20 protein-coding genes and 1 pseudogene are annotated in these 21,279 nt (G+C 41.3%); 8 read left to right on the top strand and 13 right to left on the bottom strand.

Annotated features, from left to right (window positions below; all coding sequences use genetic code 11):
* Positions 1-1,374 (bottom strand): sensor histidine kinase, encoded by a 1,374-nt coding sequence (locus HNQ84_RS03405; protein WP_435621176.1) that lies wholly within the window; start codon positions 1,372-1,374, stop codon positions 1-3.
* Between the two features lie 376 nt (positions 1,375-1,750).
* Between HNQ84_RS03405 and HNQ84_RS03410 the strand changes: the two are divergent.
* Together HNQ84_RS03410 and HNQ84_RS03415 are read left to right on the top strand one after the other, a co-directional pair.
* A pseudogene (locus HNQ84_RS03410) lies at positions 1,751-2,070 on the top strand (IS701 family transposase); the annotation flags it as partial.
* A gap of 136 nt (positions 2,071-2,206) precedes the next feature.
* Positions 2,207-2,488: a hypothetical protein gene (locus HNQ84_RS03415; protein ID WP_435621177.1), complete on the top strand. Its 282-nt coding sequence runs from the start codon at positions 2,207-2,209 to the stop codon at positions 2,486-2,488.
* A gap of 24 nt (positions 2,489-2,512) precedes the next feature.
* Here HNQ84_RS03415 and HNQ84_RS03420 read toward each other — a convergent pair whose 3' ends face one another.
* From HNQ84_RS03420 to HNQ84_RS03435, 4 genes are all read right to left on the bottom strand, one after another.
* A complete protein-coding gene (locus tag HNQ84_RS03420) occupies positions 2,513-3,235 on the bottom strand; it encodes a TspO/MBR family protein (RefSeq protein WP_435621178.1) in 723 nt (240 codons plus the stop codon).
* A 100-nt stretch (positions 3,236-3,335) separates the two neighbouring features.
* A complete protein-coding gene (locus HNQ84_RS03425; protein ID WP_435621179.1) occupies positions 3,336-4,826 on the bottom strand; it encodes a glycoside hydrolase family 32 protein in 1,491 nt (496 codons plus the stop codon).
* Positions 4,827-4,927: 101 nt separating this feature from the next.
* Positions 4,928-5,068 carry a hypothetical protein gene (locus HNQ84_RS03430; protein ID WP_435621180.1) on the bottom strand — a complete coding sequence of 47 codons (141 nt, stop codon included), beginning with the start codon at positions 5,066-5,068 and terminating at the stop codon, positions 4,928-4,930.
* The gene (locus HNQ84_RS03435) at positions 5,061-5,885 is read right to left on the bottom strand and encodes an amidase (protein WP_435621181.1); all 825 of its coding nucleotides are present in this window, start codon (positions 5,883-5,885) and stop codon (positions 5,061-5,063) included. The genes HNQ84_RS03430 and HNQ84_RS03435 overlap by 8 nt, the downstream gene beginning before the upstream one ends.
* A 166-nt stretch (positions 5,886-6,051) precedes the next feature.
* On the opposite strand from HNQ84_RS03435, the gene HNQ84_RS03440 reads away from it, so the two are divergent.
* Positions 6,052-6,756 (top strand): polysaccharide deacetylase family protein, encoded by a 705-nt coding sequence (locus HNQ84_RS03440; RefSeq protein ID WP_435621182.1) that lies wholly within the window; start codon positions 6,052-6,054, stop codon positions 6,754-6,756.
* Between the two features lie 84 nt (positions 6,757-6,840).
* A complete protein-coding gene (locus tag HNQ84_RS03445) occupies positions 6,841-7,671 on the top strand; it encodes an aldo/keto reductase (RefSeq protein WP_435621183.1) in 831 nt (276 codons plus the stop codon).
* Positions 7,672-7,680: 9 nt separating this feature from the next.
* On the opposite strand, the gene HNQ84_RS03450 is transcribed toward HNQ84_RS03445, so the two are convergent.
* The 3 genes from HNQ84_RS03450 to HNQ84_RS03460 are packed head-to-tail and all read right to left on the bottom strand — an operon-like array spanning position 7,681 to position 11,587.
* Positions 7,681-8,787: a GerAB/ArcD/ProY family transporter gene (locus HNQ84_RS03450; RefSeq protein ID WP_435621184.1), complete on the bottom strand. Its 1,107-nt coding sequence runs from the start codon at positions 8,785-8,787 to the stop codon at positions 7,681-7,683.
* Positions 8,788-8,802: 15 nt separating this feature from the next.
* Positions 8,803-9,999 carry a Ger(x)C family spore germination protein gene (locus HNQ84_RS03455; protein WP_435621309.1) on the bottom strand — a complete coding sequence of 399 codons (1,197 nt, stop codon included), beginning with the start codon at positions 9,997-9,999 and terminating at the stop codon, positions 8,803-8,805.
* On the bottom strand, positions 9,995-11,587 hold the full coding sequence (locus HNQ84_RS03460; RefSeq protein ID WP_435621185.1) for a spore germination protein: 1,593 nt from the start codon (positions 11,585-11,587) through the stop codon (positions 9,995-9,997). Before HNQ84_RS03460 ends, HNQ84_RS03455 begins: the two co-directional genes overlap by 5 nt.
* Before the next feature lie 128 nt (positions 11,588-11,715).
* On the opposite strand from HNQ84_RS03460, the gene HNQ84_RS03465 reads away from it, so the two are divergent.
* On the top strand, positions 11,716-11,931 hold the full coding sequence (locus HNQ84_RS03465; protein WP_435621186.1) for a YczF family membrane protein: 216 nt from the start codon (positions 11,716-11,718) through the stop codon (positions 11,929-11,931).
* A gap of 26 nt (positions 11,932-11,957) precedes the next feature.
* Here HNQ84_RS03465 and HNQ84_RS03470 read toward each other — a convergent pair whose 3' ends face one another.
* A complete protein-coding gene (locus HNQ84_RS03470; protein WP_435621187.1) occupies positions 11,958-13,100 on the bottom strand; it encodes a TIGR04053 family radical SAM/SPASM domain-containing protein in 1,143 nt (380 codons plus the stop codon).
* Between the two features lie 138 nt (positions 13,101-13,238).
* Here HNQ84_RS03470 and HNQ84_RS03475 point away from each other — a divergent pair, with 138 nt between their 5' ends.
* Complete coding sequence (locus HNQ84_RS03475) at positions 13,239-13,799, top strand: sugar O-acetyltransferase (protein ID WP_183242175.1); 561 nt, start codon at positions 13,239-13,241, stop codon at positions 13,797-13,799.
* Positions 13,800-13,826: 27 nt separating this feature from the next.
* Here the strand turns inward: HNQ84_RS03475 and HNQ84_RS03480 are convergent, their stop codons facing one another.
* Entirely contained in the window at positions 13,827-14,648 is an 822-nt protein-coding gene (locus tag HNQ84_RS03480) for an undecaprenyl-diphosphate phosphatase (protein ID WP_435621188.1), read from the bottom strand.
* 209 nt (positions 14,649-14,857) lie between these two features.
* Between HNQ84_RS03480 and HNQ84_RS03485 the strand changes: the two genes are divergently transcribed.
* The gene (locus HNQ84_RS03485; protein WP_281380358.1) at positions 14,858-14,989 is read left to right on the top strand and encodes a hypothetical protein; all 132 of its coding nucleotides are present in this window, start codon (positions 14,858-14,860) and stop codon (positions 14,987-14,989) included.
* A 231-nt stretch (positions 14,990-15,220) separates the two neighbouring features.
* Positions 15,221-17,407, top strand: coding sequence for a catalase/peroxidase HPI (gene katG, locus HNQ84_RS03490; protein WP_435621189.1), 2,187 nt, complete (start codon positions 15,221-15,223; stop codon positions 17,405-17,407).
* Positions 17,408-17,671: 264 nt separating this feature from the next.
* On the opposite strand, the gene HNQ84_RS03495 is transcribed toward katG, so the two are convergent.
* The 3 genes from HNQ84_RS03495 to HNQ84_RS03505 all read right to left on the bottom strand — a co-directional run bounded on the left by HNQ84_RS03495 (position 17,672) and on the right by HNQ84_RS03505 (position 21,067).
* Positions 17,672-18,313, bottom strand: a complete 642-nt coding sequence (locus tag HNQ84_RS03495) for a tetratricopeptide repeat protein (RefSeq protein WP_246348813.1) — start codon at positions 18,311-18,313, stop codon at positions 17,672-17,674.
* A gap of 207 nt (positions 18,314-18,520) precedes the next feature.
* Positions 18,521-19,942, bottom strand: coding sequence for a M20/M25/M40 family metallo-hydrolase (locus HNQ84_RS03500; RefSeq protein ID WP_435621190.1), 1,422 nt, complete (start codon positions 19,940-19,942; stop codon positions 18,521-18,523).
* Between the two features lie 66 nt (positions 19,943-20,008).
* Positions 20,009-21,067, bottom strand: a complete 1,059-nt coding sequence (locus tag HNQ84_RS03505) for a tetratricopeptide repeat protein (protein ID WP_435621191.1) — start codon at positions 21,065-21,067, stop codon at positions 20,009-20,011.
* Between the last annotated feature and the right edge of the window lie 212 nt (positions 21,068-21,279).

The following is a 21,279-nucleotide window of genomic DNA, read 5'->3' on the forward strand; positions in this document are numbered from 1 at the left end:
TCACCCCCTCGGCAATGTAATAAGCATAGTTGTTCCTTTTCCGAATTGGCTTGTGGCGGAAATCGAACCGCCGTGCGCTTCGACAATTTCTTTTACAATCGCCAATCCAAGCCCCGTCCCTCCGCCTATTCGCGATCTAGATTTATCGACTCGGTAAAGCCGTTCAAAAATATGCGGCAAATCTGCTTCAGGGATCCCTATTCCTTCGTCAGAAATCGTGATGATTACGTTCTTTTTCTCTCGTTTGACATTCATCGAAACGGTAGAGCCTTCATGAGAATATTTTAACGCATTGTCTAAAAGGTTGATCATCACTTGTTCAAATCGCTGTCGGTCGATATGGACGGTAACGTTCTCTTCGCAACGATAAATCAGCCCCATTTGTTTCGCCTGAAACGCAGGAGCCATTTTCTCGTATATTTTTTTCAAAAAAAGGCACAACGGGGTTGGCTCTTTCTCGATGTGAAACGAATGTCGGTCCATTTTCGCAAGCTCAAACAAATCTTTCACTAACTTTTGCATATGCTCGGCTTCTTCATAAATAATGGACAAATAGTTCGCTCGTTCTTCCTCGGCGATGTTCGGTCTACGCGCAATGTCCGCATATCCTTTCACATATGTAAGCGGAGTACGTAACTCATGTGAAATGCTCGCTAAAAATTCGTTTCGTTCTTTTTTCAAATGTTCCAAATCAGTCGCAAGGGTTTGAATCGCTTTTCCGAGTTGCGCTAACTCGTCTTCCCCTTTTACTTGCAGGCGGACAGAAAAATCTCCTTTGCTTAGCTTCTCGGTCGCTTGTTTCATCCGAATGAGCGGAATCGTAATGACTCTTGATAAGAAAAAAATCGTCATAATCGTCAAAAAGACAGAAACAATCCCAACGACGAGAAAATGATGTTTTAATTTAGAAATCATATTTTGAATGGAAGCCGTCCGCTGAAACATATACACATACCCTTTTGTCTTTCCTTCCATCCGAATCGGGCTGGCGGTAGCGATATACGGTTGTTTTTTCCAGTTGTTTTGCACCACCATCCCGCTATGAGAAATGTGGCGAACATCGGCATGTGGAATGAGTTTTTTCGCAAACGGCAAAATGCGATCAGAAAAATATAAAATATTCCCGTTCGCATCGGTAATGACGACATCCGTTTCTGCTTCCGACTCCATCATCACGACATGTTCTAACGTGGAAAGATGATAGCTTTTTTCCAATACATCCCGATGATTATTCCCTCTTGCCAACAACTGCTCAAATTCTTCATTAATTCTCGCGTTCACAAGCGTCACATACAACGACGCAAATAACACCGTTTCAATTCCTAGCACAAAGACAAAAAACAATAGCCCTAATTTAAATGAAAGTTTTCGCACGAAGATTCCTTCCTTACAGGCGTTTTTCTTTATTATAGCAGAAAAAATATGGAGAAAATGTGGAGAGACGACATGCGCCTGTGAGGTTGAGACAGGGGAATGCACGATATCTAACCAGATTAGAGATTAGCAAAAAGAAGTAACCAGCTTCATCCGTTAGTTTTAGGGAAGTGGTTACTTTTCTTGGTTTAGCTTATATAGTGATAATCAATGTCCACATTCCAATGGTGCCTGTTCCTTAAGTAACTTAATTTAGCTTCTGTAGATGAGCAAATCCACTAACATAAATTTACATCGAAACAAAAAGGAAACATGAACCCGATTCCTTGTTTAGAATAGATGTATCCACAACTATCGACAAGGAGGTTCATGTCTCATGAATCGATTAGCACATCATCAAGGAATTCACAAGTTTTTGACGATGCTGGGGTTACCACTTTATTTTTCAAAACCGGTCATGAAGCATCTCGCATACATTGTGGATGCGATGATGACAAAGGGCTTTTCAGGAACGCTGACCGATCTTCATCATGGGAGCTTTCATCCGAACCATCGCACAACACTGAGCCATTTTTTCACGAAAAGTCCGTGTGATGAAGAAACATTGTTTCGCCAACTCCAGAAGTGGGTGCTTCATCGTGTCGAACGCATAGCTAAACAGAACAATCACCCCTTTTTGTTTCGATCGATGATACGGGTAGCGGCTCGCTTAGGTGTCGATGACTCCAATAAAAAAGGAGCTGTCCAATCAGTAGATTGTTACACTGTTGGACGCCCCGTTCGACATGTGCCTGGCACTTAATTTGAAAATAACAAAGGGACGGAGGAGGAAATGGAAACACTAGTCACGATATGTTTTGAATTTGTAGGAGGATTGTTAAATTTTTTGCTGCTAGGTCAGTTTGATTACCTCATAGCAAAACGAAGATTGAAACATATGCAAAAAACAAGAATTATTGAAACACAAAAATCGTTCGACAAAAACACTGTAAAGCGTTTGTTACAAGATCCGAACATTTCTACCTATTTATATTCAAGAACAAATTACAAAAAACTGTTGCATGATAAAGATATGCAAAAACAGTTCAACGAAGCGATCAGCAAATATGTATAAATCGCCCACGACAAAGGTGGACGATTATGTTTTTTCTTTGTATAAAGATGCTGTGCTAATTAATATAACTCCTGCCAACAAAAATGAAACGTATGCGACAAGTGACGCAGCACCTTGATTTTTCACGCCAATTCCAACAAACGCCCAAACAAATACAAGTGGATATATGTAATCGTGTTGCCGAACCATGAAGAGAAGAGCTAAAGTTGTTGCAACAAGTAACATCGCAATCGCCCAAAATACTTCAGGTAACCCGAGTCCGTCCCAACCATTGTATTTTAAAACAAAGGAAATGTTTGCAATTGTCGCAACGCTAATCCAACTGAGATACACAGAAAATGGGAGCAAATCAAGACTTGTTGAATTCGTACGTTTAACAGCCATATACAACGAAATAAGTGTCAAAAGAAGAAGAAGCATCACAATAACAGAAAAAAGAAAATATTCATAATGCCATACAACAATCCATAACGCATTAAGCATACAGCTAGCGACAAAAGGAATAAACGCTTGGCGGTACATAGGTAAATGGCGACGAGAAGTTGGGATTTGTCTAAAAATCCAAATCGCTAATAGCACATAAATAAAGCCCCAAATCGAAAATACGTACCCTGCAGGTGTAAACAAGACGTTAACTTTACGCGATATGTCTCCTGTCGTCTGACCGTTTAACGGAAGCCACTCAGCTATCACATTAACAAACACCATCACGACATACGCTATAACATAACCAATAAATCGCCCCATCGCTATCCTCCAACTCTTTTCTTTATCATTTATATTATTCCTTCCATATGGACACGATAACCGTTTATAACAAAAAGAGACGGTTTTTGTCCCGCCTCTTTTACACTAGCTCACCCCAAATATCTTTCAACGTCCACGCCTCAACAGAAAGCACGGTCAATTTTCCACCTTCTGCAAACAATTCAATCCCTTGGCTCGTTTCAGATGGATATATTCTCCCTGTCATCACAAGCCGACCATCGTTGACGAATAACTCAACAGAAGAACGGTCAATAAAAACATGGAACGTGACAACATCTTTTTGTTTATCCAATACGGCACGGCGAATGCCACCCTCTCCTTTTCCGGATCGGTTTCGGTCAAATGTGACGAGAGCGTCTTTTACGTCATAGCGGAAAACCGTTTCTTCACTTCCGTCTTCCGCACAGCGCACCTTTACACCAAATGCATTCCCACGAAAATCGGCTAATGAAAAACGAACGAGCAATTCTAGTCGATCACCTTTTACTGGAAGTGTATACGTTCTATCGTTTACTGAAATCGATTCCAGCCTCACGTGCTCTTGGCGCAATAATTGCAATTCCGGCACCGGCTTCATCAATAGCTTCTCATCATCTGCTAATTCCAAAAGACGCGGAATCGTCAACGCTCCTGCCCAACCGTGCGCTTGCGTCGGCATTTGCGACTCCCACATATCCATCCAGCCGAACAAAATGCGCCGACCTTTTTCATCTTCAAACGTTTGCGCAGCGTAAAAATCAAACCCTTTATCGAGCTCTTCAAACGCCCCGTGCACAAGTTTTCCTGTTTCATAATTAAGCGTACCAACGACGTAGCCTGTTTGATGAAGGTTTTGAAAACGATCCCCGTCTGGTTCAATCCCTTGCGGTGAAAATAACAAAATATCCTTGCCGTTCAAATGAAAGACATCTGGACACTCCCACATATAACCTAAGCTACCATCGCTTTCAGCCATGATATTTACATATTTCCAATGGCGTAAATCGTTCGATTTATATAAAACAACTTTTCCGTTATTTCCCTCTCTTGTCCCAAGCACCATATACCAATTATCGCCGTGTTTCCATACCTTCGGGTCGCGAATATGGCCTTGGCAATTAAACGGAGGCTCAGCTAAAACAGGGTTCGCTTCGTCCTTTTCAAAATGAATGCCGTCTTTGCTTGTCGCAATGCATTGGTATTGCTTCAACTCCGTTTGTTCCTCGTTCACCCAGACATTTCCGGTGTAAATGAGCGTGAGCACGCCATTGTCATTGACTGCACTTCCTGAAAAACAGCCGCCTTCGTCGTACCATTCGCTCGGCGCAAGCGCAATCGGTACACGTTCCCAATGTACAAGGTCGTTACTTTTCACATGCCCCCAGTGCATCGGCCCCCATGTTGGACTGTCGGGATGAAATTGATAAAATACGTGGTACTCCCCATTCCATTGAATCAATCCGTTTGGATCATTCATCCAGTGTACCGGAGCCATAATATGATATGCTAGCCGGTATGTGCCGTCCATGTTTTGTTTGGCAAGCTGTACTCGTGTTTCTACCTCGTGAATGTGCTTCGTATGTTTCGACATAAATTTGCCCCTTCCTCTTTTGTTTATATATCAAGAAATGAAAAAATATGATGTGTAGAGAACTTTATGTTCGGAAATAAAGTGGAACGTCATTTCTCCAATTACACCTTCCCCCCTCCATGCTCGTACGAAGCCGGGGGCATGAGCACAGGAGTGCCTTCGTACAACTCCATTCGTCGTTCTCCGAAAAGCTCAAAAAACTCGGCAAACGTATATAGTCGTTTTTCTTCACGCTCACTCATCCATCCCACCTTCGCCTGTTTTTTCATTCCTATTCATCCATTGTTCTAAATGATGCACCGCAATGCCGGAAAAACTTTTTGTACGAGCATAATGTTGCTGAACGATCGCTAATTGTTCATTCATATACGTTTCGCTCTCTTCAACAAATGAAACGTGATCTCCTTCCTCAACTTGTCCTGTTTCCACACCGATGACAATCGATTTGTTGTACTTTTTCGCAAAGTTCATTTCTTTTTTTACAATGTTAATGATTGCCTTTGCTTCATCGCGATACGCCATGATCGCCACACCGTCTGCATGTGCAATCACCCATTCCGCTAAGTTGCCGTTCACGTATTGTACTTCATCAAACCAAAACGGGATGTCGACTTCAAAACGTAGCGATCGTTCGCTTGAGAGCTGACGTGTGCGCTGTAAAAGTGTTTGATACGAAACGATCGCTTCTTCTCGGTTCGTACGCCAACGTTCATGCAAGTACGGTTCAACGTCTAAGTGTACACCGCTAAACTTTTCATTTTGTTCGGCAGCGCTTTCATATCGGTCAATCCATCGGAATAAACGTTCAATTCCTTCGTTCGTTTCAATCCAATGCGGTGCTCCATCTAGTACATAAACACGAATCCCTTTTTCGGTTGCATGCCGAACAAATTGACGGTACGTATCAATAGGGATTTCTTCGTCGATTTGTACGTATACATCGCTTATTTGCTTCTTTTCTAAAAATGAAAAGATGCGCTCTTCATTTTTCACGAGCAGCCACGGATTCCAAAGCCATGTGGTGCGCACGAGCTGTTTTTCTTGTGCGAACAAATACACCCCCCTACAACAAGTACAAATAAAAATGTAATCATACTGATCACTTTTTTCATCTATATCCCTTCCCACACATATCGATTATCTTTATTTTACTATGTTTTGCATAGAAAAGAGAATGACAAAACGACTTTTTTCACATGATATATAAAAAAAGTGGGGATGAAAAATGAATGCATTTTTCTTATTTTTGTCTTTATTCGTTATGGCGACAACACCTGTTCAGCGAATGAATGACGATATTGTTTGGAACGTTCCGACCGATGAAAAAATGGTCGCTATTACGTTTGATGACGGACCGGATATGTTATATACGCCTGACATTTTAACAATTTTAAAGCAGTATGACGCCAAAGCGACTTTTTTCGTCGTTGGATTTCGAGCGGAAAAATACCCTGACATTATTAAACGCCAAATGAACGAAGGACATGAAATTGCCAATCATTCGTATAAACATCTCGATTTTCGAGGTAAATCAAAGCAAACGATTGAAGAGGAAATAAAAAAAAGCGAAGATGTTATATATCAAATAACAGGAAAACGACCGACATTGTTTCGTCCCCCGCTCGGTTACTACAATAAACGTATCATTGACATTGCTAAGCAACGAGGATATACCGTCGTGATGTGGTCAAAACATCAAGACACGTATGACTGGCAAAACCCTGGAACAAGCCGCATCGTGCGCCGTGTCATTAGCCATATTCAGCCTGGGCAAATTATTTTATTTCACGACCATGGAAGCGGTAGTCGCAAACAAACCGTTCAAGCTTTAAAAGAAATTTTGGCGATTTTAAAGGAAAAAGGATATACGTTCGTCACTGTCTCGGAGCTGTTAAAACACCATCCAAACTATCGCGAGTTGAACTTGTAGCACCTTTCATGTAAGCATATATTTTGATTTTTCAGCCCATCCATCTCATAATAAAAGGGACAAATATTGGAAAGGGGCAAAGTGATGAAAAGTTTACAAGATGGTGCCACGTTACATAATGGGGTGCGTATGCCTTGGCTTGGGTTAGGCGTCTATAAAGTGCAAGAAGGAGACGAAGTAAACCGAGCTGTTCGCACAGCGCTTGAAGTTGGCTATCGTCACATTGATACCGCTGCATTTTACCAAAACGAAGAAGGTGTTGGTCAAGCGATTCGCGAATCAGGCATTCCTCGCGACGAAATTTTTGTTACAACAAAAGTATGGAACAACGACCAAGGATATGAAGCGACATTAAAAGCGTTTGACACAAGTTTAAAAAAGCTCGGCTTCGATTATATTGATTTATACTTAGTACATTGGCCTGTCAAAGAAAAATATAAAGAAACGTACAAGGCGCTTGAAAAGTTATATAAAGACGGTTTTGTGCGCGCGATCGGTGTTAGTAACTTCCAAATCCATCATTTAGAAGACATCCTTGCTGATTGTGAGATTAAACCGATGGTCAACCAAGTCGAGTTTCATCCGCGTTTCACACAAAAACCGCTTCTTGCCTTTTGTAAACAACACGACATTCAATTTGAAGCATGGTCACCACTCATGCGTGGCGGTGAACTGCTAAACGAGCCAACGCTTGTCAACATTGCACAAAAATATAATAAAACTCCAGCCCAAGTCATTTTGCGCTGGGACTTGCAACATGAAGTCGTTACTATTCCAAAATCTGTCACACCTGAACGAATTGCGCAAAACGCAAACATTTTCGACTTTGCATTAACGAAAGAAGAGATGGATGCGATTGATTCGCTAAACGAAAACCACCGCATTGGTCCAGATCCGGATAATTTTGATTTCTAAAGGGGCAATTCATCGCCCCTTTCTTTCTTTTTTTTGATGCTTAACCATTGCGATCAAAAGAAGGAAGATAGGAATGATCATTTGAAGAGGAACGTGCATATAAATTGTAACGATTCGAAGCCCTTCTTTAATATGCTCAGCAAAATTGCTTGCAATGGCAAGAGACAAAAACAAGACTGAAATGCCTAGCGGATAAACAAGACGTTGATATTGTTTAAGCGCAAATAAGTCAGCCACGCCGATAACTCCTGCGTAAAAAAAGACGCCGACTTTGAAAAATCCGCCGACAATTAATGCAATCATAAATAGTACATCTAACCGTTCTAAAAAATTTGCCACGCGAATTTCTTGAATCGTATTTAGTAGTGGAAAAGTTGAACGTGAAACAATATCTGCGCCTAATACAGCTACATTCATCCCCATAATCATTGCTAAATTTATGCCACTTAACAATAATGCAAGAAACCCTGCCTTCCACACTTTTTCTTCCTTTTGTAAATAAGGAAAAATCATTGTAAAAACAACAAGTTCTCCAAACGGAACATATAATGTTTGCGTAAATACAACATGAAAAATGCGCGGCCATCCCTCTTCTAATATTGGTTGTAAGCGACGAACATCTATCTCTCCTGCGATAATAGTCAGCACGAAACCTAACATAAGTATCCAATAAAGGGAAAAGAAAAATAATTGACTCGCTCGTGCGATCACTTCAATCCCTTTATATACAGCATACATCACAGTCAACATCATGACCGCATTTAAAATAAACAAAGGTGTCTCAGGGTATGCAAACGTTAATAACAGCTCTCCAAAATCACGCAATACACGAGCAGAAATATATAAAAAATAAAGCACATATATGAGCGCAAGTACTTTTCCAAAGAAGGGACCGACAATGCGCTGACTATACGATGTAAAAGGGAGATTCGGATAGTACGTGAAAAGGCGATAGTAGACAAACAACAATCCGACACCGAAAACCATACCGCATAAAATGGCAAGCCAAACATCTTGTTTCGCATCCACCCCAAGTGGAATAACCATCGCGCTACCATGTTCAAATAAAATGGCAAGCATAAATAGCTGTCGCGCACTTATACGCGCTCGCTCCACTTTCTCACCGCCTTTTCACTGAATATATGAACGAGTTCGCAATCCTGTTCTTCGAATAAATGATTCCACCTTTACTTGAACATCTAATTTCGGGAAATATTTATCATTCCATGTTTTTTTCATCTTCTTCCATTCTTTTGGATATGTACGATGAACAACTTCTCCGAATCCGAAAATATCGCTTTTTTTCCTTTGAGCAACATGTACCGCTTTTTCAATTTCTGATTTAATCTCTTGTTGCATCACTTTTTCGAGTGCAACGATTTGTTTCGGATCGGTAAAGTCAATCGCAACAAATGTTTCACCAATATCTCCTTCTGTTGCAACTGTAACAAATATGATAGGCTTCCCATTTCTTAATTGTGCTGTCACTTTTGTTTTTGCCCGCACTACTTTATAAGACAATGCTTCTTTTTCTTCTTTCCAATCAACTGTGACGGCTGTCTGTTTAATTTTATCGAGAATCCATAATACTCCTCGCGCGTCTTCTTTTCCAATCCATCCGACAAGCTTTCCTCTTTTAAAAATGGCTAATTCACTAGCTCGAAGACATGCAGTAGGCTCCATCGTACGAACATTTTCTTGATCGTCGCTATGCTTTCGATTTCCGTCTACATGAAAGCTGCTCATGATGACTTCCTTTCCAGCAAGCGAAAAACTTTCAATTACTTCTCGTAAACGAGTGCCAACATTTTCTCCCCACATCATTTCTGTTAATTCTAACGTTTTAATCATTTGATTTGCTGGGATTTTATCGACTGGCGTGAGCACAGATAACAATTGCTTTGCTGTTTGCTTACGAGCAATCACAATATTTGCTGTTGGGCGAAATTGCGGATTACGCTCAACAACATCAAAAATTTGCTGAATTCCTTCCTTCGCAAGTTCTTCCCCAACCACAACAAGATTCGTATGAGCGTAGTATGGAATGCGGGATATTTGCTTCGACGCTTTCCGACTCGCCTCCACTAACGTATCGCCTGTTGAGGTATATAAAGCTACAGGAAGCCCCGTACTTCCCCCTCCTCTTTGCGTCGCCCCTGCTACGTTCCCAGGATTGACGACTTGAAACGTCGATATATACTTTCCATCCTTTTTATCTATACCAACTGCAATAATTAATGCTAAATCCCTTAACTCCTTTTTACTCCAACATCCGAAAAGTAGCGTACATATGAACAACATAAAAATAAGAAAAGGATATCGTTTAATTTTCATCCCCTTCTCTCCTCATTTCCTGATTAGGCTTCGGACGTTGTTCGTCCCCTTGACGAACGATATTTGTTTCTTCTGCAATCCCATGTGGTCGATCAGTTAATGCCCATAAAGGAAAACGTACGAACGTATCACGTAAATTCGTTGGAATAAGCGGAGCGAGCGGTGTCATATACGGTACACCAAACGAACGAAGACTACATAAATGAATAGTCATCCAAATTAATCCAATTAAAATACCATAAAAACCAAATAATGCAGCTAACACCATTAACAGAAAACGAATGAGACGCGCGGAAACTGCAATGGCAAATGATGGTGTAGCAAAACTAGCGATTGCTGTAATCGATACAACAATAACCATGACGGAAGAAACAAATCCCGCTTCGACCGCTGCTTGTCCAATGACTAGTGCGCCAACAATCGATACAGCTTGCCCAACAGTTCGAGGCAACCGCACTCCAGCCTCGCGTAAAATTTCAAACGTTACTTCCATAATAACGGCCTCTACAAACGCAGGGAACGGAACAGATTCACGTTGTGCAGCAATCGCAATAACGAGAGAAGTCGGAATCATTTCTTGATGAAACGTCGTCGCTGCAATATACAGAGACGGTGCAACAAGCGAGATGAAAAATACGAGTATGCGTAAAAAACGAAGTGCTGTTGCAATATCAAAACGTGCATAATAATCTTCAACCGCTTGAAAAAATTGAATAAACACCGCTGGCGCAATAAGAACAAAAGGCGTCCCTTCTACAAAAATAGCAACACGTCCTTCTAATAAATTGGCTGCAACGCTATCCGGACGTTCTGTATGATAAATGGTTGGAAACGTCGTAAACGTTTCATCTTCAATGAATTGTTCAATATAACCGGATTCTAGTACACCGTCCATACAGATGCGTTGCAGTCTGCTACGTACTTCTTCGACAATGTTGTCATCCGCAATTCCTTTCATGTACATCATACGTACGTTTGTGTGTGTCACCTCACCAACTGTAATGGCTTCTACCCATACATGTGGATGTTGAATACGTCGTCGCACCATGGCTACATTTGTTGTTAGTGATTCTGTAAACCCTTCGCGTGGTCCACGGATAGATAATTGTGTGCTCGGTTCTGTAATAGCACGGTACTCTCCACCTTTTACCGCTATACTAATTGCCTCTTGCATACCATGAATAAATAAAATGCTTTCCCCAGACATGAGCAAGGAAAATACGTCATTCCATTGTTTCACACGTCTCGTTGTATTGGCTGTAGCGATCTTTTTCTCAATATAGTCTAATTGATCACAACACATTGAAGGAAAAGACAGTTGTACACTGGCTTCAATGAACAATTGCTGAACCATATTTTCATCAACCATTCCACTAACAAAACAGAGCGCTGACGAAAGATTGTCTTCCTTCCCAAGCCAAAAACGGCGAATGACAATATCTGCACTATTCCCCGTTATATTACGTACCTTTTCTATATTTGCATGTAAATCTCGCTCAATCGTCCCATATATTCCCTCTTGTGCTACTTTATCGTATTGATATACTTGCTTTTTGTTCTGATTTCTCAACCGCAACCACATTCGCCTCTCTCCATTCACTATCGCTTATGGTTAGAATAAGCAATAAATACATATGTTATGCAAAAAGGAATAAAACACGTCAAAAAGTTGCACGCTAGTCCAAAAAAGATATTTATGGAGATGAACAAATGAAACTTGTCGTCATTTCTGTTTTTATCCCTATGTTGTTAGGTGGCCTAGCCATCAGTATGAATGTATTGTTAGGGATGAGCATGTACCAAGCGTTTATTGATATTTTTAATCCATTTAAAGTGATGGAGCCCATCGAACTAGGCGTTTTGTTTTTTCTGATCGTCTTATGGATTCTTGATACATCCCTCCATCTGTTTCGAAAAAAAAGTTAAAACAAAAAAACCGAACAGCGCTCGCGTTAAGCGAACACCGTTCGGTTTTTTTGTTTTCTCATGCCTAAAGGAACATATACGCAAAACGGTTCACTTTCCATATAATCGCCTGTGACTGCATATGCACGAGCACGTGATCCGCCACAAACGTAGCGAAATTCACAAATGCCACATTTTCCTTTATATAAATCTGGTTGGCGTAATTGTTTCATCACTTCCGATTCACGATAAATGCGCGCTAAAGGTTGTTCACGTACGTTGCCGCATACGATTGGAAGCAAACCGCTTGGCATGACATCTCCTGTATGAGAAACGAAAACGAAGCCGTTACCATCATTCACGCCTTTTGGTGCTCGTTTTAATCCGTCAATGATTGAAGCACGGTCAGTCGTCATCGCATGCTCATAACGAATATCCCCCGCTTCAATTTGTTTTTCTCGCATTTTTTGTTGAATGACAACACGACGATAATGTTGCGCTGCTGTCGTTTTAATATCATATGGTGCTGTTTTACTTAATTCATATAACCAACGAAACACTTCTTCATGTTCAGCTGGAGTAATGCAGTCATTCATTTGCCCACGACCTGTTGGAACGAGTAAAAAAATGTACCACATCACTGCGTTTAAATCGCCAACTAATTTCGCCATCTGTTCTAAATGATTGTAGTTATAGCGCGAAATGACCGTATTCACTTGCAACGGCATATGTAATTCGTTTAAATAGCGAATGTTTTCGATCGTTAAATCAAATGATCCTGGTGTACCGCGAAATCGATCATGAATGTCAGCCGTCGGCCCATCTAAGCTAAATGCCCAGCGCGACAATCCAATCTCTTTTGCTTTTTTCATTTTTTCTTTCGTCACATTCGGCGTTGCACTCGGTGTAATCGAAACACGCATTCCTTTTTTCATCGCATACTCAGCAAGATCAAGCAAATCTTCACGCATCATACAGTCTCCGCCCGTAAATACGAGCATTGGATTGTTCATTTCATATATCTCATCAATTAATCGAAGACCTTCTTTATATGTTAGTTCACGCGGATCAGGGAGAGGCTGGGCGTCCGCACGACAATGTACACATTTTAACTGACACGCTCTCGTCACTTCCCAAATGACGATAAATGGATTTTCATTATAATCTACCTCATGCGCATGTTTATGCATATTTCATCACCAGCTTCTTGTGTTATTTTTCACATTCATTATAGGCTTATTTTTTAGTGATACACGCGCATGTTTTTGACGATTTTTTAAACATCCCTATGCTAAAATGGAATAAGGAAAATAAAGGAGCTGAAAAAAATGAAATCAGAAAAAGAAAAGATGGTAAGCGGTCAATTGTATCGGGCTACCGATCCAGAGTTAGTGAAAGAACGTGAACATGCCCGTAAATTAACAAGACTATTGAATGAAACATTAGAAACGGAGCATGAACGACGTGTTTCTTTATTGAAAGAACTGTTTGGTTCAACAGGTCAAAACGTATACATTGAACCCCCTTTCTATTGCGATTACGGATATAACATTCACGTCGGGGAAAACTTTTTTGCCAATTTTAATTGCGTCTTTTTAGATGTATGTGAGATTCGTATCGGGGACAATTGCCTTATTGGTCCCGGCGTTCATATTTATACGGCAACGCATCCGATCGATCCAATCGAAAGAGCATCCGGTTTAGAATACGGAAAGTCCGTGACGATCGGCGATCATGTATGGATTGGTGGCGGGGCAATCATTAATCCAGGCGTCAAAATCGGAAATAACGTTGTCATCGCTTCTGGGGCTGTTGTCACGAAAGACGTTCCTGATCACGTTGTCGTCGGGGGCAACCCGGCAAAAATAATCAAACAGTTAAACGTATAAAAGGCTCCCACGAAAGGAGCCTTTCACTTACGCAAAATAAACGATATAAATAACCGCTGCGAGCACGATGCGATAAATCGCAAACGGAACGAGACGAACGCGGTTAATTAAACGCAAGAAAAAGCGAATAGCTAGCAAGGCGAAAATAAATGCACTAATAAAACCAATAACAAAAAATGGTAAAGCATCAATCGTGATATACTCCCAGTTTTTCAATAACGAAATGCCACTTGCTCCTGCCATAATTGGCACTGCCATAATAAATGTAAAATCAGCAGCAGCACGGTGACTCATGCCTACAAGTACGCCACCTGAAATGGTTGATCCTGAACGCGAAAACCCAGGCCAAAGCGATAAACATTGAACAAGACCGACAATAAACGCTTGCTTATACGTAATATCATCTACCGTTTGTGCGACCGTTCGTTTTCCGAAACGATCTGCTGCGATCATTAACAACGCCCCAAGCACAAGTCCGATGAGCACCGTTTTTGTGGAAAATAAATGTTCATCAATATAGTCTTCGAATAAAACTCCTAACACCCCAGCAGGCACAAGTCCAATGAAAATGTGCATGAGCGTTAAATGCGATCCTGCTTTTCTGTCACGTTTACGCAAATAAAGCAACTCAAAAAACTTATCTTTAAACACAACAACGGCAGCTAAGACGGAACCGAGCTGAATGACAACTTTAAACGTATTCGCCCCATATTTCCCCAAAAACTCGCTTGACTTTAGCCACATATCGTCAACAATAATCATATGCCCCGTCGATGAAACAGGCGCAAACTCTGTCACCCCTTCGACTAGCCCTAAAATGATCGCTTTCATTAATTCAATAATATGCATGCATGTCCATCCTTTCTTGATTGGTGAAATATGTATAATTCCTTTTCATGACCTACTTCATTGTACTACAAACGTTCGATTTCTACTACACGTACATACAAAATATCAAAACCATTCGTCAAAATAATTATATAACAGTTATTGATTTTTTAAATCTGTTATATTACAATGTAATTAACAAAAGAAACGTGTGAAAGGGGTTTTTGTTTATGGATATGTACACAAAAGCTTATCAACGATACGTTGAAAAATGCCATGAGTTCGGTATCGAAGCGATCGATTTGATCGAATTTATTCGCAACTTAACAACAGAACAAGTTCAACATATGATCCAAAGTTAAAGATTGGAGTGAAACGATGAACGAAAAAACAGATGTAAACGTATAAATCCCCCATTTTATTCTGCGAACAGAATGAAATGGGGGATTTTTATAATTTTTTAATAAAAATATTTTTTATACTTTACTATTAAATATTAATTTAGTATAATTCTAATGTACTAATCATTATCACTATCGTTGAGTAAGCAAATAGACTTTATTGATTTATATGCACGAAAGGGGAATAAAAGAATGGAAAACAAATGCCCGTTCCATGGAAGTGTGACGAGTCATACTTCAAAAAAAACAACAAACAAAGACTGGTGGCCAAATCAATTAAACTTAAACATTCTTCATCAGCACGACAGAAAAACGAATCCTCATGACGAAACGTTTGACTATGCTGAACAATTTCAAACACTTGACTATTGGGCGTTGAAAGAAGATTTGCGCAAGCTCATGACGACAAGCCAAGATTGGTGGCCTGCCGACTACGGACATTACGGACCGCTATTTATTCGCATGGCTTGGCATTCTGCAGGAACATATCGCATTGGCGACGGACGAGGTGGCGCTTCAACCGGTACACAACGTTTCGCCCCGTTAAACAGTTGGCCAGACAACGCTAACTTAGATAAAGCACGTCGCTTGTTATGGCCGATTAAACAGAAGTACGGTAATAAAATTTCGTGGGCGGACTTAATCGTATTAGCCGGCAACGTAGCCATTGAGTCAATGGGAGGAAAAACGATTGGTTTTGGCGCTGGTCGCGAGGACGTATGGCATCCAGAAGAAGACATTTATTGGGGTGCTGAGAAAGAATGGCTCGCCTCAGAACGATATACGGGCGACCGCGAATTAGAAAATCCGCTTGCTGCTGTGCAAATGGGACTCATTTATGTCAATCCAGAAGGTCCTGACGGCAATCCAGATCCGCTGGCAGCCGCACGTGACATTCGTGAGACGTTTAAACGAATGGGCATGAACGACGAAGAAACGGTCGCGCTCATCGCAGGTGGTCATACGTTCGGTAAAGCGCACGGAGCTGGCGATGCGTCACACGTCGGTCCAGATCCAGAAGCTGCTCCGATTGAAGCGCAAGGATTAGGTTGGATCAGTTCATATGGAAAAGGAAAAGGGCGCGATACGATTACAAGCGGTCTTGAAGGCGCTTGGACACCAACACCTACACAATGGGATAACAGCTATTTACAGTTGCTTTTTGAATATGAATGGAAACTCACGAAAAGCCCAGCTGGTGCGTATCAATGGGAAGCAATTGATTTAAAAGAAGAACATCTCGCTCCAGATGTCGAAGATGCGAACAAGAAAGTACCACCGATGATGCTGACGACTGATTTAGCGTTACGCTTTGACCCAGAATATGAAAAAATCGCCCGCCGTTTCTATGAACATCCAGAGGAATTTGCGGATGCGTTTGCTCGTGCGTGGTTTAAACTTATTCATCGTGACATGGGGCCAAAAACGAGATATCTCGGTCCGGAAGTGCCAAAAGAAGATTTCATTTGGCAAGACCCGATCCCAGAAGGAGATGTTGAATTAACGGATGCAGAAATCGAAGATATTAAAACACGCATTTTACAATCAGGACTCACAGTAAGCGAGCTTGTGAAAACCGCTTGGGCGTCCGCTAGCACGTTCCGCAACTCTGATAAACGCGGCGGCGCAAACGGGGCGCGCATTCGCCTCGCTCCGCAAAAAGATTGGGAAGTGAATGAACCAGAACGACTTGCCAAAGTGCTTTCCGTTTACGAAGACATTCAGCGCGAGTTACCTAAAAAAGTAAGCATCGCAGATTTAATCGTGCTTGGCGGTAGCGCGGCGGTCGAGAAAGCCGCACGCGATGCTGGGTTTGACGTTCGCGTACCGTTTATGCCTGGACGAGGCGACGCAACAGAAGAACAAACAGATGTCGAAAGCTTTGCGGTATTAGAACCGTTTGCCGACGGATTCCGCAACTATCAAAAGAAAGCATACAGCGTCACGCCAGAGGAGCTTCTTGTCGACAAAGCCCAATTGCTCGGCTTAACCGCTCCAGAAATGACTGTATTAGTTGGCGGATTGCGCGTGTTAGGGGCAACGTATCGCGACCTTCCTCACGGCGTATTCACGGACCGTATCGGCGTGCTAACAAACGATTTCTTCGTCAACCTCGTGGATATGAACTATGAATGGATACCGAAAGAAGAAGGCTTGTATGACATTCGCGATCGGAAAACAAAGGCAGTCCGCTGGACAGCAACGCGTGTCGACCTAGTGTTTGGATCGAACTCGATCCTCCGCTCCTACGCCGAATTTTACGCCCAAGACGACAACAAAGAAAAATTTGTCCGCGACTTTATTCAAGCTTGGGTGAAAGTGATGAACGCTGACCGCTTTGACCTTCGGAAAAAAACAAAAGCATCGGTGACGGTTTAAATGAAAAAAAGCAGGCGGACGATGTTGTCCCCTGCTTTTTATTTCTCATAAATAATAACCCCATCACGCGCAATTTGCCGTACGATTTCGTTATTCAACGAGCCAGCAAACAACACATCGAATGAATCAATAGAGCCCATCGGATCACTTAATCAATCCCTAACAAGAAAGATAAAAGACTAAACACAATAAGCGAAAATGCGTTGTTTATGTACATGTGTCTGTATCACACCCTTGCTTCCTAATTTATATCGACTATGTTAATTAGAAAAACGTTCGGCGGTTTGGATGATTTTGTTGGTTTTCTAACGAACGAACAAGCACATACCGTTGAAGTCCACGCGAAGTAGAAATGGCTAGTTTTCCATATCGCTCAGCTTCTTTTTGATCGCCATTTCGAAACTCCCTTTCTGCTTCTAATACATAACAAAACGTGTGTTTTTTTACTTTCTGTTTCAAATTCTCGAACCGATCTTCCTGTCCGCGCAACAGGGCAATCAATGCTTGATTATAATAACGGGCTTTCTCGTTTTGAATGTCGTTCGCCACATGTTCTGCTTCCTCTAATTCTCCCTGCTCTATGTATATATGGACAAGGGCTAGCTTTTTGGCTTCTGCATAACCTTTCTCTAGTTGTTCGGCATATTGCTCAGCTCGTTCAAACTGCTTATGTACTAATGCTTTCGTTAATGCATAATATGGATGTTTGATTCTTTTTTTTACATAACCTTCAACTAAATTTACGTTTTTTGTCCAAAAAAGAATATACATATGATAACAACCAATCCCTATAACAATCAAACTAATTATGCCAATTCCGATCGGCTTAGGAAACTGGACATTCAATACGTTTAGAAAAACTCCAATACTTGCACCGACAAGCGCCCAAAAAAGTAAATTTTTCATCCTCATACACATCTTTCCCTTCTTGTTGAAACATACTTTCGCCTTTTCCATTTTACTATAAATTCTCATAGATAGGACATACAGCCATTAAATTTATTTATCAAACTTTTTTACACCACCAAAAAAGGACGCCTAAGCGACGTCCTTTTCATAACGCAAAATCGATCATTTCATCTGCTTCGATTTCACTTTTGACACCCTCTCCCTCTAGAAATGTTCCACTTTGACAACTTTTTGATCAACACGACGTAAATCATTTCGACCAACATAAGATAAATCGTTTCGATCAACACGACGCACATCCCGTAACATTCTTGAAAAGTCTCGCCATTGATGAAGAACTGCTTGAACGAGCCGTACCGTTCCGTAACAAGCATCTATATCTAATGTTTCATCGTCTGTATGTTCGCACTCGTATCCGACGGACAAGTTCACGCTTTGGATGCCATGTTGTGCCCAAATTCTCGTATCACTACTTCCACCAGCTGTGCATTTCCAGCCAGTTAACCCGGCATCGTAAGCTACTTGTTCGAAAAACTGTCCGTATCGAATATCGCAAAATGGCTGGGTCGTGCCGCATGACGTGACGATATCGCCCGTTCCTCGCCGATCGACGACAATTGCTGCATCAACGCCCCATAAAAAATATTCACTAAGCTTGCTTGCTCCAACAAGCCCGCACTCCTCTTCAACCGTAAAAACAAATTTAACCGTTCCGTTAAACGAAGACGCTTCAAGCCATTTCGCTATTTCAAGCAACACCGCCACCCCAGCGCGATCATCCGCTCCTAAAATGCCTTCACTGCTCGACCAAATCGCTCCTTGTTTAACAATCGTTCTTCCTGGCGCAAACGATTCTACCGTATCTAAATGCGCATTCAACAAAATCGTTGGTCCATTCCCTGATTTATATGTTTTTTGCGCAAGCAAGTTTCCGTATCGATCGATTGTAATGTGATCGACATATGGTTCAAGTTTCTCATATACGACTGAGCGAATATGATGTTCATTTCCGCTTTCTCCTGAAACGCTAAGCAATTCTTCAAGCTCATAGAGAAATAGCATTTTGCGGATATAGGCTTCCCCTTGTTCTAACCAATCGATTTGTACTTTCCGCATTTGCTCAGCGAGGTCAAGAAGTCGTTCTCTTTTTGTTAAAAACACGACTTCAGGAAAACGAGAAGGTCTGAAGTGCACATGGACTTGCAATGCATGAAACAATTGCATCACTTTTTCCATATTCGTCCGCTCATCGAAAGATACATAAGGACGACGTCGGTCATGACCATCACAACAAGACACTGTACGCAATCCAAGACGATTCAACTCACGAATGACACCACTCATATACGTATCTAACTCAAATACTTTCGGCTCCTCTACCCCGATTGCTTCCCAAATGCCACGCTGATAAAACTCAACTGCTTCAAGCCATTGTTTTTCGCTAATCGGCGGACTCGCAATCGTTAATACATCGTCACAAAACGTATAATCGACATTCGCCATATCTAAACTTTTCAACAAAAACTCGACGTTTTCTTTTCTCTCATTTGCGCAAATAAACTCATTCGGACTTTTTTCCTCCAACATAAAACCTTGACGAATAAATAGTTGATTCCATGTTTTCATCTCATCATCGCTCCTTTTCCTTATTTACAAACTTAGTATAAAAAAAGAGCGATGACACACATGTCATCACGAATAGTCTTCAAACATAAACGTATAATCGCTTCGATACATAATGATATAATCGACAGAACCGTTATAATAATAGGCGGTTTCGTCTCTAAATTGGCATGATTCGATTATATCGGGCACTTGAATACGACTTAGCCTTTCTCGAAGGCGCCTTACTTTTTGGACAAACGTATTTGTCGAAATTTCTCCATCCTGTCTAGGTTGAAAAAACATAGCCACATCATGTTTCGTTGCCGGACGCGTTTCATTTGTTTTCACCAAAAAATAACAAAGCATCTCCGCAGGATCACAAGGTAAACACACTTCCCTGCCGTGATAAGCTACAACGTTTTCCCGATCAGAAAAATAAACAACAACTGTATTCAAAGGATTATTCATCATGAGTTGTTCACATTCTTCTTTTGAACAATACGCTTTTCCATTCCGAGTCTGTTTCGTAAACGCTCGCATCGCTAAAATATTTTCACTTTGTTGCAACAACGTGTGCAAAGATGAAAGTTGCGCAGGCACTCTTTGATCGTTTATATAATCAGGAAATTTCTCAAGCGATCGATACGTTTTTTCTGCCATAAACAAAGCGCTGTTCGCTGAATACAGATGAGCATAATATAGCTGTTGCTCATTTAAGCAAAACTCCGGATTCGAATACGTCTTTTGATATTCAAGCGCTTTTTCAAAGTAACGCTGCGCCGTTGCGTACTCTTTCTTCTTATACGCTAAAAATCCGAGACGATAATGAGCAATCGGATTCGTTTTATCATACCTCAACGCGTCTTCAAAAGCTTTTTTCGCCATATAATCATCTTTCATAAGCTGCGTTTTCAAATACGTTCCGTAACGAATGAGATAAGTAACGAGCCTTTTTTTCACATATTCAAACCCATGCTCTTCTTGTTCCTCTGCGGAACAACGGGATAAGTAACGGTACATGTTTTCATACACATCGACAATTTCATGATAAATCCAATCTTTTGCCTCACCGCTATTTAGCTCTTCAAGAAGTTGTTCCTCACGATCGTATAATTCATCTATGGTCATTTGTGATAATCTTCTCATAAAAATGCCCCTTCATCTATTAGTCGCTCGTACCATTGCCTACGGTAGCTAATCTCTGAATCTCCCAACGACTAAAGTCGTGGGGTTCTTGCGTACAAAAGGTTTTTCCGTACACCTACGTGCAGAACCCGCCTTTGTTCCGCAAGACCCTACTCGATGGTGCCTTGCGCCCTGTGCGTCCGATTCAAGACGATGAAATGTGATTCACTCCT

Source organism: Anoxybacillus eryuanensis, assembly GCF_051200995.1.
GTDB classification, from domain to species: domain Bacteria; phylum Bacillota; class Bacilli; order Bacillales; family Anoxybacillaceae; genus Anoxybacillus; species Anoxybacillus tengchongensis.